Annotated in this window: 14 protein-coding genes; 11 read left to right on the top strand and 3 right to left on the bottom strand. The window is 48.6% G+C overall.

All coding sequences use genetic code 11. From position 1 onward, the window contains the following. Positions 1 to 4 precede the first annotated feature (4 nt). The 7 genes from RW114_RS08425 (at position 5) to RW114_RS08455 (ending at position 9,515) form a co-directional block, all read left to right on the top strand. Complete coding sequence (locus tag RW114_RS08425) at positions 5 to 3,292, top strand: DUF2309 domain-containing protein (protein WP_340122306.1); 3,288 nt, start codon at positions 5 to 7, stop codon at positions 3,290 to 3,292. Next, a complete protein-coding gene (locus RW114_RS08430; RefSeq protein WP_340122307.1) occupies positions 3,293 to 4,909 on the top strand; it encodes an NADH-quinone oxidoreductase subunit 5 family protein in 1,617 nt (538 codons plus the stop codon). A 213-nt stretch (positions 4,910 to 5,122) separates the two neighbouring features. Beyond that, a complete protein-coding gene (locus RW114_RS08435) occupies positions 5,123 to 6,670 on the top strand; it encodes a complex I subunit 4 family protein (RefSeq protein WP_340122308.1) in 1,548 nt (515 codons plus the stop codon). Then, a complete protein-coding gene (locus RW114_RS08440; protein ID WP_340122309.1) occupies positions 6,663 to 8,195 on the top strand; it encodes a complex I subunit 4 family protein in 1,533 nt (510 codons plus the stop codon). Before RW114_RS08435 ends, RW114_RS08440 begins: the two co-directional genes overlap by 8 nt. A gap of 53 nt (positions 8,196 to 8,248) precedes the next feature. Next, positions 8,249 to 8,551, top strand: coding sequence for a type II toxin-antitoxin system TacA family antitoxin (locus RW114_RS08445; protein ID WP_340122310.1), 303 nt, complete (start codon positions 8,249 to 8,251; stop codon positions 8,549 to 8,551). Positions 8,552 to 8,962: 411 nt separating this feature from the next. Continuing rightward, entirely contained in the window at positions 8,963 to 9,238 is a 276-nt protein-coding gene (locus tag RW114_RS08450) for a BrnT family toxin (RefSeq protein WP_340122311.1), read from the top strand. Then, positions 9,222 to 9,515, top strand: coding sequence for a BrnA antitoxin family protein (locus tag RW114_RS08455; RefSeq protein WP_340122312.1), 294 nt, complete (start codon positions 9,222 to 9,224; stop codon positions 9,513 to 9,515). Before RW114_RS08450 ends, RW114_RS08455 begins: the two co-directional genes overlap by 17 nt. 278 nt (positions 9,516 to 9,793) lie before the next feature. Here RW114_RS08455 and RW114_RS08460 read toward each other — a convergent pair whose 3' ends face one another. Together RW114_RS08460 and RW114_RS08465 are read right to left on the bottom strand one after the other, a co-directional pair. Then, positions 9,794 to 10,072 carry a hypothetical protein gene (locus RW114_RS08460; protein WP_027148587.1) on the bottom strand — a complete coding sequence of 93 codons (279 nt, stop codon included), beginning with the start codon at positions 10,070 to 10,072 and terminating at the stop codon, positions 9,794 to 9,796. Then, complete coding sequence (locus tag RW114_RS08465) at positions 10,062 to 10,358, bottom strand: BrnT family toxin (RefSeq protein WP_340122313.1); 297 nt, start codon at positions 10,356 to 10,358, stop codon at positions 10,062 to 10,064. Before RW114_RS08465 ends, RW114_RS08460 begins: the two co-directional genes overlap by 11 nt. A 191-nt stretch (positions 10,359 to 10,549) precedes the next feature. Here RW114_RS08465 and RW114_RS08470 point away from each other — a divergent pair, with 191 nt between their 5' ends. The 3 genes from RW114_RS08470 to RW114_RS08480 all read left to right on the top strand — a co-directional run bounded on the left by RW114_RS08470 (position 10,550) and on the right by RW114_RS08480 (position 11,583). Continuing rightward, positions 10,550 to 10,912, top strand: coding sequence for a GNAT family N-acetyltransferase (locus tag RW114_RS08470; protein WP_340122314.1), 363 nt, complete (start codon positions 10,550 to 10,552; stop codon positions 10,910 to 10,912). Positions 10,913 to 10,993: 81 nt separating this feature from the next. Then, positions 10,994 to 11,290 carry a type II toxin-antitoxin system ParD family antitoxin gene (locus RW114_RS08475; RefSeq protein ID WP_340122315.1) on the top strand — a complete coding sequence of 99 codons (297 nt, stop codon included), beginning with the start codon at positions 10,994 to 10,996 and terminating at the stop codon, positions 11,288 to 11,290. After that, positions 11,284 to 11,583, top strand: coding sequence for a type II toxin-antitoxin system RelE/ParE family toxin (locus tag RW114_RS08480; RefSeq protein WP_340122316.1), 300 nt, complete (start codon positions 11,284 to 11,286; stop codon positions 11,581 to 11,583). The genes RW114_RS08475 and RW114_RS08480 overlap by 7 nt, the downstream gene beginning before the upstream one ends. A 143-nt stretch (positions 11,584 to 11,726) precedes the next feature. On the opposite strand, the gene RW114_RS08485 is transcribed toward RW114_RS08480, so the two are convergent. After that, positions 11,727 to 14,681 carry an HD domain-containing protein gene (locus RW114_RS08485; protein ID WP_340122317.1) on the bottom strand — a complete coding sequence of 985 codons (2,955 nt, stop codon included), beginning with the start codon at positions 14,679 to 14,681 and terminating at the stop codon, positions 11,727 to 11,729. Positions 14,682 to 14,800: 119 nt separating this feature from the next. On the opposite strand from RW114_RS08485, the gene RW114_RS08490 reads away from it, so the two are divergent. Beyond that, the gene (locus RW114_RS08490) at positions 14,801 to 15,010 is read left to right on the top strand and encodes a hypothetical protein (protein WP_340122318.1); all 210 of its coding nucleotides are present in this window, start codon (positions 14,801 to 14,803) and stop codon (positions 15,008 to 15,010) included. The last annotated feature ends 124 nt before the right edge of the window (positions 15,011 to 15,134 follow it).

Raw genomic sequence — 15,134 nt, forward strand, 5'->3', positions numbered from 1 at the left:
AACGATGCAAGACACGCCTTTAAAATTGCGCGATCAAATCATTACCGCGTTAAATCATTTGGATCACGTGTTGCCTGGGCAGGCGCCGATACTTGATTTTGTGCATCACAACACCTTGCATGGCTTCCAGCATCTGCCGTTTTCTCAGGCTTTAGCCGAGTTCGAAGCCTTGACCGGTATCGGCGGTTATGTCCCCGAAACGAAAAACCGCGATTTTTACCGGCAGGGGCGTATCAATGACGGCGATTTGTCCGCTGCATTTGCCCGGTGCCCGAATTTGCAGGCAGAACAAAGCGTTTTTAGCTTAAAAGATAAGGCCATTACCCGGCAGGCTATTTACCGGATAGCGCTGTTATTCGATCTACAGGCGGTCAGCGTCAGCCAGTTGAACTGGCAAATAGAAGAGTTGGGGGCGCTGGATGCGGTGCAAGCCGATGTGCCTGAGCCTATTCGCCAGCAATTGCTTGCAGCCGATGGCAAGGTTATCCGGCCTTTATGGGAAAGTATTTTAACCAAGCTCGGACTGGAGCAGGCGGCTTTGCATCCGGAAGCTATGCTGGATTTGTCGGTGGAACAGGCTGAAGAATGGCTGGAGCAAGTCAGCATTCCCACGCAGGAGCATGGGAACGAGACCAGTGGAACCGGAAGCACTCTGACAACGCACCAGCAAATGCAGCAACAGGCAGGCGCGGCATTGGAGCAGCTGCTGGACGAAATAGGCAATAACATCAGTTTGCGCGGTGTCATCCTGGCATTGAGCGGCATAGACATCCTCGATTCGGTTAGGCCCCAGCTGATACGTTTTTGCGCATCAGGCCTGGATGAAGGCGTAGCGGCATGGCAGTTGCCTGAGCGCAGCCGCTTAGGTCTTTATGCCGCCTGGCGGGCAACGGCTCAGTATGACGCCAATCCGTTTTTGCATGAGTTGCTTGACTGGCAACAGATTATCGCCGAATTGCCTGAAGATGCGGTCGATACCATCATCCTGCAACTGACTCATCTGGAAATACCGCAAAGCCAATGGAACCCCTATCTTCGCCGACTGGCGCTGGAAATACCCGGCTGGTCGGGCCTGATCAACTGGCGGCAGCAGCACCCCAATTATCAGTCCGCCAATGACGCCGCACCGACGTTGGCCGATTATCTGGCGATACGCCTGACCCTGGATCGACTGTGGTTGAATCAGGTCTGCCGTGATACCTGGAAAATAGAAGCCAAGCTCAGCGCCATACGCGGTTATTTCTGTAAGAACCTGTCGGAATTCATGGTACGCAGCCGCCTGTATCAGGGCGACCTGCCTGAATATCTGGTTCACCGTGCCGAAGCCTTGACCTTACATGCCGGTTCCGAGCGTTACGACCGCAGCGATTGGCAGCAACTCGCCGACCTGATTTGGACTTGGCAATGCAGTCCGGCGGCAACTCATTCGGAACAACATACGGCACACAACAGCGGCTGGCGTTTGTTCCGTTTATGCCAGCATTTGGGGCTTAGCGCTTCCGACATGCAACAGTTGGACACCCAAGATTTACAGGCCATGTTGGCGGTGCTTGATGAGTTCACGCTGTGCGAGCGCAGTAAAGTCTGGCTGATAGCTTACGAGCATCATTATCGGGAAGGCTTTTTCCAGGCGCTGCATGCCAATCATCAGCGTGGCGGTTGGTTCAAGCGCATTAAGCGCTCCGAAGCGCAGATTATCGTCTGCATGGATGAGCGAGAGGAAAGCTTTCGCCGCCATGTGGAAGAGCTGAATCCGGCTATCGAAACCTTGGGGGCAGCCGGATTTTTTGGCGTTGCGATGAATTATAAAGGTCTGGATGACAGCAAGGCGACGTCGTTGTGTCCGGTGGTGGTGACGCCGGCTCATGAGGTTCAGGAACTGCCACAATCCGGTAGCGGACCGGCGTTACTCAAGCATAACCGTGGCCGTAAGTTAAGCCTGTGGCTTGCCAGGCAGGTGCATCAGGACTTGCGCCATAATCTGCTGTTGTCGCATGTGGTGATTGATGCGATTTCGCCGCTTACCTTCGCCGGATTATTGGCTAAATCGCTGTTTCCCAAGCTGCAGAAAAAGCTGATTTCCTCTATCGCTCAGCGGGTTACGCCCGAGGTTAAAACGCAACTGCTGTTTACCGCTACGGATGAGACGGTTGCCGTTCCGGAACGTCCAAAACTGGGATTTACCGATAGCGAACAAGTCGAACGGGTAGCGGCGTTGCTGCGTGTTTTAGGGCTCACCGCCGGTTTTGCGCGGATTGTCGCGTTAGCAGGTCATGGCTCGACCAGTCATAACAACCCGCATGAAGCCGCGCATAATTGCGGCGCCTGCGGCGGTGGCAAGGGCGGACCTAATGCGCGGGTAGTCGCGGCCATGGCCAACCGGCCTGAAGTGCGTGCATCGCTGGCGCTGCAAGGTATTGTTATTCCTGACGACTGCTGGTTCGTTGCTATGCAACACGATACCTGTAGCGATGCCATGATCTGGTACGATCTGGACGCGATACCGGCTTTGCTGCGTGAGGATTTCGAGCGTTTCAGGGACTGTATCAGTCGAGCGCAACAATTATCCGCGCATGAGCGTTGCCGACGATTTTTCTCGGCCGAGCGCTCGGCCTCGCCAGCGGAAGCTTTTCAGCATGTGACGCTGAGAGCGCAAGATTTAAGTCAGGTTCGTCCCGAGTTTGGTCATGCGACCAATGCGGCGGCCGTGATCGGTCGGCGCGCCTTGACCCAGGGATTGTTTCTGGATCGGCGTGTATTCCTGATTTCTTACGATCCGAGTCAAGACCCTGACGGCAGCATCCTCGAGTCGATTTTACTGAGCGCAGGCCCAGTCGGCGCCGGCATCAATCTGGAATATTATTTTTCCTCGATCGACAACGAACGTTTCGGTTGCGGCACCAAAGTACCGCATAACGTAACCGGTTTGTTCGGGGTTATGGAGGGCACTGCCAGTGATTTGCGCACAGGTCTGCCTAAGCAGATGGTTGAAACGCACGAAGCGATGCGCTTGCAGATGCTGGTTGAGGCGAAAACATCGGTGCTGGAACACATTTATCAGCGCCAGCCAAGCATACGGGAGCTGGTAGGAGGCGGCTGGGTGCATCTGAGCGCTCAAGACCCCGATAGCGGTGAGATTTTCTTGTTCCAACCTGGCGAGGGCTTTGTCCGTTGGCAAGCTCAGACAAAGGACTTGCCGGTTGGCGATAACTCCCCGGCTTGTTATCAGGATCAAACGTTACCGATAGCGCCGATGTTGATCAAACAGCCTGAACGCTTTGGAGCTTACTAAATGGATGCATTAGTCATTCTGATTCCCTTAATGCCCTTGTCCGCCGCTGCGGTTGTCGGCTTGGGACATCTATTCGGTTTCATCGACGGCGAAACCGGTGAAAGCCTAACCGCCGATATTGTGGGCTGGGCGATTACCATGTCTTGCCTGTTGGCTTTGGCCTTGCTGGGTGCCGATTTACTGGGTAAAAATACCGGCACATACACGCTGGGACATTGGCTGAACAGCGACACGCTGGACATACCGGTAAACTTTATCACTACCGGTTTTCATGTGCGTTTGGCGGCGCTGTTTGCAGTACTGCTAGCCATTGTCGTTCGTTTTTCAATGAACTACATGCACCGGGAAGTGGGTTATCACCGCTTCTTTTTTATGCTGAGCCTGTTTTCTTCGGCGATGCTGCTGCTGGTGTTATCGGGTAATGCAGTCGGCACTTTTATCGGCTGGGAAATTGCCGGTTTAAGTTCCTATTTTTTGATCGCCTATGCTTACGATCGCCCGGTTGCCGCCGCTAATGCGACGCGTGTTTTCGTGACCAATCGTATCGGCGATGCCGGATTTATTCTGGGGATCGGCTTAACGTATGCCTGGGTTGGCAGCATTAACTGGAATGATTTGAATGCTGCTGCGGCTCAGTTGAGCTCAGGTGAAGTGACCGCGATTGCGCTGTGTTTTTCGGTTGCCGCCTTTGCCAAATCGGCGCAACTGCCTTTCACTTCCTGGCTGGGTCGTGCGATGGAAGGGCCTACGCCGTCGAGTGCGGTATTTTACGGCGCAGTCATGGTGCATGCCGGTGTCTATCTGATTATTTTGTTACGGCCGGTTTTTGAATATTCAACCCTGGCAATGGCGGTGCTCGCTGTCGTAGGTTTGATCACCGCTGTGTACAGTTTTGTGGTTGGGCTGACCCAGACCGACGTTAAAAGTTCGTTAATTTTTGCCACCTCCGGCCAACTGGGCCTGATGTTTCTGGAATGCGGATTGGGGTTTTGGCAACTGGCCGGTTGGCATCTTTGTGCCCATGCGGTGGTGCGTGGTTATCTGTTTCTGACTGCGCCATCGCTGATGCATAATGTGCACGGTCTGAGCGTAGACAGTTCGCCTCGCCTAGATCCTGTAGGCGATACCCCTGCCTGGAGGTATGTGGCCTCGGTGCAGCGTTTCTGGCTGGATCCGATTACCGATTGGGCGCTGGTCAAACCGGTGCGCGGCTTGGCGCATGACCTGAGCTATTTTGACGATCATATCGTTGACCGGATTATGGGCGGAGCTGCTCCCGCCATCCAGGCGATATCGTCACTGGCGCAACTGGAAGAACGGATGATTGGCGCGCAACTGGACAAAGCTTCCGCTCCTGCTCACGCCCCTTACCTACGTCCTGTAGGCAATGACTCCGATAAATTTGCCCGAGGCAGCGGGCTGGCAGGAAAACTCACCGAATGGACGGCAGCAATCCTGCACTGGTTCGAAGACCGTTTTGTGTTGCGCGGCATAGGTAAAGATACGATTAATTATGGCCGCCAGCTTGGACATATCGCCAATAAATTTGAACAATCAGTGCTTAGACCCCGCTATCTGGTGTTGTTTGTGTTTATAACATTGCTAGTTGCATTTTGAGGCGATGTTACGCACCGCCAATAGGGATGATGCGATTCACAAAAAATAGTCCATGAAAAGCACGAAAGAAGGGCGCAGGGCAAAGGACGAAAGGCGAAAGTATGCCCTCCCTCTGATGCACTGCGCCACAGCATTACTTGTATGTTTTTTCGTGTTTTTCGTGCCTTTCGTGGACGATAAATAGCTTCAATCATTAATGAGAATTTAGCTCTGATGGATATTACTGTGACTCCCTGGTCGGAATCTGTGGCCTTTCCGCTGCTCACTACACTGACAGCGGTTCCTCTGCTGGCCATGATTGCTATCCTGTTTTCGCGCTCACCGAGGATTGCGTTGCGTTTTGGTTTTGCCGGAGCGCTGTTGACGGTATTGCTTAGCCTCTATCTGCTGACTGTTTTCGATTCTAGTCTTCCCGGTATTCATCTGGTTGAACAGCTGCATTTTGCCGGTCTCAGTTATCGTGTCGGCGTTGATGGGACCAATATTTTATTTATCCCGCTGACCGCCATTTTAACCTTGCTGGCGTTGATTTATACGCTGATTACCCGTCATGTGACCGACCGGCTGTTTATTGCCTGCCTGCTGGGTTATGAAACGATATTGATCGGCGCTTTTGTCGCGTTGAATGTTTTGCAGTTCTGGTTTTGGTGTGTGCTGGAATTGATTCCCGTAGTGCTGTTGACGGTGCATGCCGGAACCGGACAAAAACGGCGCTGGGTTGTGGTCTTATTGCTGCAATATTGGGTCAGCGGTTTGTTGTTGACCCTGGCCGGTTTTTTGCTGCTGGCTTTCGGCTTAATCGATTCCAGCCATGCATTGACCTTCGACTGGGTGACGCTAAAACAGAATAACGCCTATTTGCATGATGAAGTGTTGATTTTTATCCTGCTGTTTTTCGGCTTTGCGATCCGTATGCCGTTATTTCCGTTTCACGGCTGGTTGCCGGTATTGGCCGAACAAGGCACGGTCGCCAGTGCTGTGGTGTTTCTGGTCGGCTTGAAGCTGGGCATTTATGCAGCCATTCGCTTCATCTTACCGATGGTGCCCGGGGTCGTCGAACAATGGGCCGGATTTGTGGTGACGCTGGGCCTGATCAGCATTTTTTACGGCGCCTTGCTGGCATTGATGCAGATCAATATTCGGCGGTTGCTGGCTTTTGCGGTCATCAGCCAAACAGGGATGCTGGTCATTGGCGCCTTCTGCTTTAATGCGAACGGCCTGGAAGGTAGTCTATTGCTGTCGGTGGCATACGGTCTGGCGATGGCGGGTATGTTGTTCAGCATCGGTCTGATTTACGAGCGTACCCGCACCGCTTTTATTCCTCGACTGGGCGGGTTATTTAACACCAACGGTACGCTGGCCTTGCTGTTTTTGCTGTCCGCACTGAGTACGATGGTGATGCCCGGTACCACCGGTTTTGATGCGGCACATTTGCTCGTTGAAGGCATTATTGAGGAATATGGCTGGTTACTGGCCATTGCTATTTTGGTCGGCAACCTGTTGTCCGCCGCGTTCTTGTTATGGGCTTTTCAGCGAATTTTTATGGCGGCGTCCAAACGTGCTGTACAGCCCTACAGCTGTACGCACCATCCAGTCAAGACCGAGCGCATTATCGCCGCAATGATCTGTCTGCTGCTGATCGGCACCGGATTTTACACGACCCCGTGGCTGAATTTTATCGACCAGGACGCGGCTGAAATCGGCAAGCAATATCCGATGCACGGCGTACCCTCCACCGACGACAACGACCAACATGAATAATGCCAGTTTCCCCCTGTTAAGCCTGCTTATTTTGCTGCCTTTATCAGGCGCGATTGCGGTAACGTTTATTCGCAATAGCCAACTGGCCAAAAATATTGCGTTATGGGTTGCCGTGCTGGAATTGATCGCAACGCTGATGGTGGTGCAGCTGTTTAATGCCGACCTAGGCGATGGTTTCCAACTGGTCGAGCGGTATGCCTGGATACCCGGCCTGAATATTGAATATCTGCTTGGCGTAGACGGCATTTCCGTGCTGTTTTTGCCGATGTCCGCCTTGTTAACCTTCATGGTGATCGTGGCGTCATGGAACTCGGTGCAAACGATGCCCCGACTTCATTTAGCCTTGTTGCTGGCGCTGGAAGGCGTGACTATCGGCGTATTTTCGGCGCTGGATATGGCGCTGTTCTTTTTGTTCTGGGAACTGACCCTGCCGCCTATTTTCTTTTTAATCGGTTTATGGGGCATAGGTTCGGAACGGCGTAGCGCAGCAATCAAATACACGCTGTTTATGCTGTTTGGCGGCGTGCCGTTATTGTTTGCGATTATCATCCTGGCGATGAATCACGCCACGGCGGTGGGCGGCAGTATTCCGCAGGACTTGTCCTTCAGCTTGCCGGTATTGTTGGCAACGGCCTTGCCGGATAACTTGCAGACGCTGGTATTTATTTTATTACTGCTCGGCTTTGCCGTTAAAGCGCCCTTAGTGCCTTTCCATACCTGGCTGCCGACTGTCGCTATGGAAGGTCCGACGCAAATGACAGCCTTATTGATCGGCTTGAAACTCGGCGCTTTCGGCATCATTCGTTTTACCATGCCGCTGGCGCCGTCCGCTGCGGTTGAATACAGCTGGGTGTTGGGCATACTCGGCGCGATTACGCTGGTTTACAGCGCACTGATCGCCCTGCAACAAACCAATTTGCGCCGCTTGCTGGCGTATGCCAGCGTCAGCCATGTGGGACTGGTTATCGTCGGTATTGCCTCCTTGAATATGCAGGGCATACAGGGGGCGATTTTCCAGTTGCTGAATTTCACGATGGTCGCCGGTTCGCTGATGCTGGTGGCCGGTTTTATCCAGCATCGCCTGGGCAGTACCGAGGTTATCCATCTGGGCGGCCTGGCTAAAGTCATGCCCCGACTGACCTGTTTTTATTTTTTATTTGCGCTGGCCAGCATGGGCTTGCCCGGCACCAGCGGTTTTCCGGCCGAATTGTTGCTGATAGTCAGCACCATGCTGGCACATCCCAGCATCAGCATCGCGGCCCTGATCGGCGCGGTGCTCAGCGCGGCTTATATGCTGTCCTTCACCCGTCGCGCCTTCTTCGGTCCGATCACACAGTCTAGCGTCAAGCAGGTGCAGGATTTGCGTCCCCGAGAACTGACATTATTGTGCGTGTCGGCATTGCTGATATTGGGAATTGGCTTCTTTCCGAATAGTGTGCTGAAAATCAATAAAACAACGGCAGAGGCCTGGCTGAGTCGGCTGATGGATCAGTCGGTATTGACAAGCAATGCTGAGCAGGATTAAAAGGCGTGCAGTACTGTGTTGACAGCAGATACTTTTAACATGAAATTAGTTAATTGGCATTAAAAGCTATAAGAACAGAACACACACCCGCAGAAGTAAATATTCACTTGCGCGCGAAAGCACATGACAGGTTGCTTATTGACCAGGCCGCCGAGTTGCTTGGTTCAAATCGTTCGCAATTTATGCTGGCGTCGGCACTCAAGGAAGCCAAGAATGTGATCCTTGACCAAGCCTCTATTTATGTCGACAACAAGAACATTCCAAAACGTACTGGAATGGCTGGACACACCGGTAACACGAGATCAGATCGACGGCATGAACCGATTGCGGACAATCAAATCCCCTTGGTCGGATGAGTGAAAATAAGGAAATTTGTTCGCCTGTTCATTTAACCGTACAGCCTGATACAGAGAGCTTCCGCTCGGGCGAGGAAAAGCTGGATACTTGGTTGCGTAAGCGGGCATTCGCCAATATGAAAGCATCAGCAAGCAGAACTTATATTTGCATTACGGTTTTACCCATCTTCCAATCGAAACACCAACCTACGCCCTAGACCTTATCAAGTTTGCCAAGCTTACAGAATAACCCCGGCAGGTTTGACAGACTGATCTAAGAATGGAAATATGGAGTCTTGTATTGTGAATAATAAGGTATGCACAATGTAAGCCTCCATCCTATGCACTCCCCTCATCCATGTAGATGACCAACCCAGAATCAGAAAGCCGCTCCTTCTTGTCTGTGCGTACAATTGTACATATAATAAAACCATGAAAATTGAATTCGATCCTGCCAAAGCTGCTGCTAATCCTTTGAATCACGAGGGCGTGACCTTTGATGAAGCTCAAGCAGTCTTGCTAGACCCTTATGCCCTGACACGAGAGAATGGTGATGCAGACAATGAGCATCGTTTTATAACGTTGGGCATGGGTGCAAAAGGTCGAATATTAATAGTGGTTTGGACGCAACGCGAAGAGACGGTGCGTCTTATTTCTGCCTGGAAAGCCAACCAACCTCAAAGGAGGCGTTATGAGCAACAATTCTGATCCCCTGTTTGACCGTTATGCCGAGATGGATTTTAACGATGCCAAGCCTGTCGCTGAAATTCCGGCATTGGCAAAACTGCAAGCCGAACACGGCGGCAAGTCGCGGATAACCATGCGTGTAGATAATGACACCTTGGCGATTTTTAAAGCCCGCGCCGAAATGAGCGGCGGCAACTATCAAACCTTGATGAACGAGGCGTTACGGCAGTTTGCCCAAGGCATAACGCTGGCCGATGTCGTGCGCGAGACCATTCGCAAGGAATTGCATCAGGCCTGAGTGGCTGCAATTATTGAGAGGCGGATTGTTGTGTTCGCTGGCTGACAAGCTCCAGCTTCACGAAATTCGCAGTACAGGGAGCTGGGCTTCCAAGACCGCGTTCCCAATCTGGAGATTGGGAATGAGCGTAATTCATGCAGTCCGCGCTACGGAGACTATCCCTAACCAATAGTAGGCGTTTTACAACTGCATGGATGCAGGAGGTAGAGCAATGCAGGAGCAATTTTGCCGAGGTGGCGTAGCGCGTTGATGCTGCATTCTTTCACGGTCTCTTGGAATTACGCAACCTCACGCGCCGCCTCTTCAATAATACTATCCGGCACGCCAAGCTTTTTTAGCGCCGCAATCAACTTGGCTTCCTTACTTAAGGCAAACTGCGCTTCATCGCGGCGCAAGCACTCGCTAATGTACGACTTTAATAAGGCTTGATAGCCGGAAAAACCTTTGCAGGGTGCAATAACCTTCATGGACTCCACCACATCGACCGGTATGCGTAAGGTGATCGAAGTCATGGGACGGTCTTTAGTTAAGCGTTTTTTAACTGTGTCAGAAATCATAAGCATTGCGCTCCGTTAGTGTGGCTTTGCGGGCCGAAATAAGCCGGATAAACTCATCTTCAACCTCAATATGCACAACAAACAGCAACCGGCCTTTTTCATCGTAGCCGATAACCGCATCGCGCGATTCATGATTGCGGCCAGCATCGACCAGCTTCAAAAACGGGTCGAAGAAAGCTTCGGCAGCTTGGTCGAAGGTAATCCCGTCATGTTTGATCGGGTTTGCCGCAGCTTTGCGGGCATTCCAAACAAAGCTGACGCCGTTTTTCTCGTAGTGAATATCCATATAAGCAAGACTAATATAATGTATTGTCTTTGTAAATACAAATGATGGGTGGTTTGCTTGATTTACCGAATTATGGAAATGATGGGATCAACCAAGTCCAGACAATAGCTTTTCGTTATCTGATTCTTTGGTGTTCTGTGATGGGCTGGAATGGGAAAGTTCGGAAGTCATAGCTTTATTGAGGCTTGCAAATGTCAGGCATAAAAAGCATGCCTGACCTACAGGACTACGCTATTTGCATGGGACAGATTTTTAGCCAAGAAGTTATTGGTTCCATGCGCCGGAATATGCCCCGCCAGATTCCAGCGGTAATACTTGGACGCTTAGCCATTGATCAGAGATGGCAAGACCAAGGATTAGGCAAAGCATTACTTCAAGATGCAGTGCAAAGGTCAGCCCGTGCGGCTAAAGAAGTATCCGCCCGTCTTTTGATTGCACATGCCATTTCTCCTGAAGCGGAAGCCTTCTACTTGCATTACGGTTTTACCCGCCTTCCAACCGAAACGCCAACCTACGCCCTAGACCTTATCAAGTTTGCCAGCCTTACAGGATAATCTCCGTTAGTTTGGCTGGCTGATACAAAAATTGACAATGTTTGTATTCTTAGTGCATCCTAAATTCAGGAGGCGTTTCTCATGCATATTTCATTAACACCAGAACTCGAAGCCATCATCAAAGAAAAAGTCACTTCCGGTTTATATAACAATGCCAGCGAAGTTATCCGTGAAGCACTGCGATTTATGAAAACAAACGAAGAGCTGATCAATCAGATGAAGCTGGATCACTTGCGGTCGAAACTGGCGGAGGGTGGGCGGGATCTTGCTGAAGGTCGGTATACCGAACTCAAACCGCAAGAGCTGAGCGATCATTTCCAACGCATAAGAAATCGCGCAATTGACCGCATTAACCAGGACAAGAAAACCTTGTGCTGAAAATCAGATTAACTCAAGCAGCAGAACAGCATCTTGAGGACATCTGGTTTTATACACTCAGCGAATGGAGCGAAGCGCAAGCGGGTCAATATGTCAGCATGATCGAACAGGGCATCATGCAACTACTGGACAATCCCTATATTGGCAAAGCCAGACCAGAGATCAAAAAGGATTTGAGATCACTGCAAATACAGAAACACTTGGTTTTTTATCGTGCCGGTACCGAATACATTGACATTATTGGCATTCTCCACAGCCGCATGGATACCGGAAAGTGGCTAGATGAAAAATAAAAAGGACTAGCGAGAACCTGCTCTCTACTTTACCCGTGTTTCTGTATACAGTGCGATAGGATGGGCTGAGGTACGAAGCCTATCAATCATAGTCCATGATAGATGGGCCGCACGATGTTTGGCCCATCCTATGCACTGACTTGTTAGTCAAAATTAATAATAAGTGAATTATTGTTAATCTCAAGCCACGTATCAACAATTAATGAACTTTCATATCCATGAGCCTGGTCACTGGATAGTGACCAGGCTCCAATTTCTAAATTCTCGCCCATAATCTTTGAAATAGATTGGCACCGAGATAACATGTGATTTGCCTTAGTATTGTTGCCATTAGTTGCGGCAATATCGCCATTTTCTAATTGCTGACTTGTCAATGTGTTGAGAATATCTTTACTAATTCGCCCTTTTTTATTCGCAAAACTCCATTTTTCTGATGGCATAATTAAGGTTGATGCAATTGAAGATACACGAGGAAATCCTGCTGAACTTGCATACCCGTATTCGCTAATGTTCCCTCCACATAGAACTCCACGAAACCACGACAAATCGTTCTGAACACCAGAAGGAGCAATTCTAAAAATTAATGCCTCATCATCATCCAGAATATTAGCTACTGTTATTGGATCCATGAGCTGTGGTTCTAAAGCGTTTACGAAATATAGAGTCTTAACTTCAAGTCCAGTTAATACATTTGGCGCTGCTAGAAAAATACCATCAGAAGTCGCGCAAACTCTTGAAACTATGCCCTGATACCGGACATCGCGACATTCAACTAACTCGACACAAAGTTTATAAAAGCCTGCGATGGTACCTGATGATCCTGCATTTTTAATAATATTTCGTAAATGTACGCCAAGTATAGCTTTGGCCATTGACAAATCCATTCCCATGCGGTCAAAAGAGATAGCACTGCGCTGCAAATTTATTGGGCATATTCCTGATGGATCAAATATTGCCATTGAAGGCCTTTTTATAGAGTAAGTAGGCCCTTTATTAAAGTAATTATCTGACAAATATAGTGATGATGGTCTGCCATAGTTAGTGATCTCCTCAACACGAATACCATTTACAGTCGCTTCATCGTTAGGATAATGTTTCCAAGTTGATCCTCCATTATTCTGTTTCTCTTCAGGAGTATATCTCCAATAAATATCCTTGTAAGGCCCTGGATCGGACAGTCTCTGCCATGAGGATGTTGATGTACCTTGAAAAGGAATTAGTTTATTAACTTTTGGTGAAAATGTGGCTGAAACTCTAAAACGAGAACCAGATGATATATTTGCTCTCATGGTCCAATTAAAGCCATTCCATCTGTACTCTATTCTCGGCTCTGTTTGAACGAACCAATCTACTTCGGGCCACGAATCAAGCAAAATCTCACTATCCCTATCTTTATTGTCCCGCAATTGATATGGGCGAAATGCGTCGAAAACTTTTGAATCAGAAACCCATATTTTTACTGATGTGCCGACTGGTGCAACACAACGTCTAAGTTCAATAATAGGTTCATCAATTCTAGCCTTAAACTCGATCCCTTCAGTCTCAGGTCTATCAAAAGCACGTGTTGTTACTTCTATCTCTTCACCTAATAAAAACGATGCTAGTGCACCAACTCCAAACCTTCCCCCACGCATCACTCTTGTTTGGCCTGATTCATCGGTATGCTGTCTTTTCCAAAGATCACTATTTCGAAAGGATGCTCCTGCAATCAGAAAATATTTTGTAATTGTATCGAGCGTCATACCGACGCCTTTGTCAGTAATAGTAATCCACCCAGCCCCATCATTATTTTCATGAATACTCAATATAATGTCTGGTTCTTGATGACTTTGTGTGTTGATTGAAGATTGATGGCTTGCTAGGTCAGATAACTCTTTGCAGGCATCCACAGCATTCTGAATCAATTCCCGTACACCAACTGCAGGCTTATAGTCATATAAAGGCCCTACTAGAAGCTTAAGTAAATCTGGCCCAGATGAGTTAAAGCCTGCTTCTATGGGTATATATGGAACTCTTTTAGCAAATTTTTCAGCTGAATCTAAACTCGACCTAATACGTCGCATTGTGAGCCCAAGTGAAGCAAGTTTACCTCGGCGTCCATAGATTTCACCAATCGTTGCCCAACTTTCGTCCAATTCACGTTGAATGTCTTTAAATAGGCCGACAAGTCTTAAATAAGTCTTAACATCCTTTGGTTCAGTATTAACAAAAAAAGCCTCAGGATCGTCGTTGTAATATGAAATATCCTTTACTGCAAAATGATTTCTCCATTCCTGCCGTGAAATAGGACTACGCAGTTCTTTTATGCTCAATAGGGATCGGATTGCTCGTTCGCTTTGAACCTGAACGTAATCAGCAATTCTTAAAACCGCCATCAGGTATGGCCCTTTGACTTTACGCTGCTCATGGATCAAATCGTATCTTTCTTCAAGGTAAGAAAAAGTATTTCTTATTGACATACCATGACTTCTAGCAATAAGACCTGCAATGTCTTTTAAATCCGCATCAAATCCAATCAGTTCTAACTTCTCTTTACTACGGCTTGGAACGCCTTTAATGGCTATTTCGTGTGCTAATCTTGTATGGTGTCGCCTAACAAACTCACCGATTAATAAGTCGTCTCTTTCAGATAAGTTGTCATAGTCTATTTCTCCAGTTAATAGTGGTTCACTATCACCAAATATTGCTAAAAGCTTATCTTGACCAAACCTTCCAGCTTCAGCAGTAAAGTCCCGCCACAATTGTGGCCATGGCTTGTCTCCAAAGCCAGAAACAATAGGTTGACCAGAGTCTTCTATTAGAGCTCTGAAGCCATCCCGAGTTAAATGCATAGCGCAATCATGCAGTAATATTGCTATACATAGTACTGCTACATCTTCCGCCGTTATTAATTTTTGGCTTTCATCTGAAATTAAAGATGCGGCTGTATCTAAGACGTCTGAAATATGTCTTGGACTGTGATCAGTGAACCCTGGAAAGAAAGGCGTACCACTACTGTCAAGCCATGGTTCAAATTGAATGAAACTATTGCTCACTGCTGCCCGAAGTTCATCTGAATTTGCTAATTTCTCTTGAAATAACTTTGGTATTTTTATCATTATCAAATAATTAATATGTTGTCCCGTTTATGAAGTAAGGGAGACTATATAAATATAGGAATTCACAATATCAGAACAGTAGGACGCGCTGTGCTTTTTGCCACCTATTCTACATGATAGTGACAACATTGAAATCGGCTTTTAGACTCTATTCCGGTGATGGTAATGGTGTTGGTCGTTTGCCGGTTGATTTAGTTTGGAAGCGTCATGGTCTTGGCAAATTATTATTGCGCGATGCAATTTTACTCACGATTCAGGCTTCCGGAATTGTTGGCATAAAGGCGCTTCTTGTTCATGCGCTTTCTGGTTTAGCACGTAGGATGGGGTAGACCACGGTTATTTTGAGGACAGCCCTCTAGCTTGTAAACACCGGCGGTTAGTTTAAGTTACCAACAGCAACCAAGCTACAAAAACAACATTTGACGTATTACGTTAAGCGTAATACTATTTGAC

Origin of the sequence: Methylobacter svalbardensis (genome assembly GCF_037671525.1) — a bacterium.
GTDB classification, from domain to species: domain Bacteria; phylum Pseudomonadota; class Gammaproteobacteria; order Methylococcales; family Methylomonadaceae; genus Methylobacter_A; species Methylobacter_A svalbardensis.

What these genes read in the sequence shown, in the direction of transcription:
- RW114_RS08460 (WP_027148587.1), bottom strand. Translation starts at nt 10,072, where the DNA reads ATGATTTCTGACACAGTTAAAAAACGCTTAACTAAAGACCGTCCCATG.
- RW114_RS08425 (WP_340122306.1), top strand. Translation starts at nt 5, where the DNA reads ATGCAAGACACGCCTTTAAAATTGCGCGATCAAATCATTACCGCGTTA.
- RW114_RS08440 (WP_340122309.1), top strand. Translation starts at nt 6,663, where the DNA reads ATGAATAATGCCAGTTTCCCCCTGTTAAGCCTGCTTATTTTGCTGCCT.
- RW114_RS08475 (WP_340122315.1), top strand. Translation starts at nt 10,994, where the DNA reads ATGCATATTTCATTAACACCAGAACTCGAAGCCATCATCAAAGAAAAA.
- RW114_RS08455 (WP_340122312.1), top strand. Translation starts at nt 9,222, where the DNA reads ATGAGCAACAATTCTGATCCCCTGTTTGACCGTTATGCCGAGATGGAT.
- RW114_RS08485 (WP_340122317.1), bottom strand. Translation starts at nt 14,681, where the DNA reads ATGATAAAAATACCAAAGTTATTTCAAGAGAAATTAGCAAATTCAGAT.
- RW114_RS08435 (WP_340122308.1), top strand. Translation starts at nt 5,123, where the DNA reads ATGGATATTACTGTGACTCCCTGGTCGGAATCTGTGGCCTTTCCGCTG.
- RW114_RS08430 (WP_340122307.1), top strand. Translation starts at nt 3,293, where the DNA reads ATGGATGCATTAGTCATTCTGATTCCCTTAATGCCCTTGTCCGCCGCT.
- RW114_RS08450 (WP_340122311.1), top strand. Translation starts at nt 8,963, where the DNA reads ATGAAAATTGAATTCGATCCTGCCAAAGCTGCTGCTAATCCTTTGAAT.
- RW114_RS08470 (WP_340122314.1), top strand. Translation starts at nt 10,550, where the DNA reads ATGTCAGGCATAAAAAGCATGCCTGACCTACAGGACTACGCTATTTGC.
- RW114_RS08465 (WP_340122313.1), bottom strand. Translation starts at nt 10,358, where the DNA reads ATGGATATTCACTACGAGAAAAACGGCGTCAGCTTTGTTTGGAATGCC.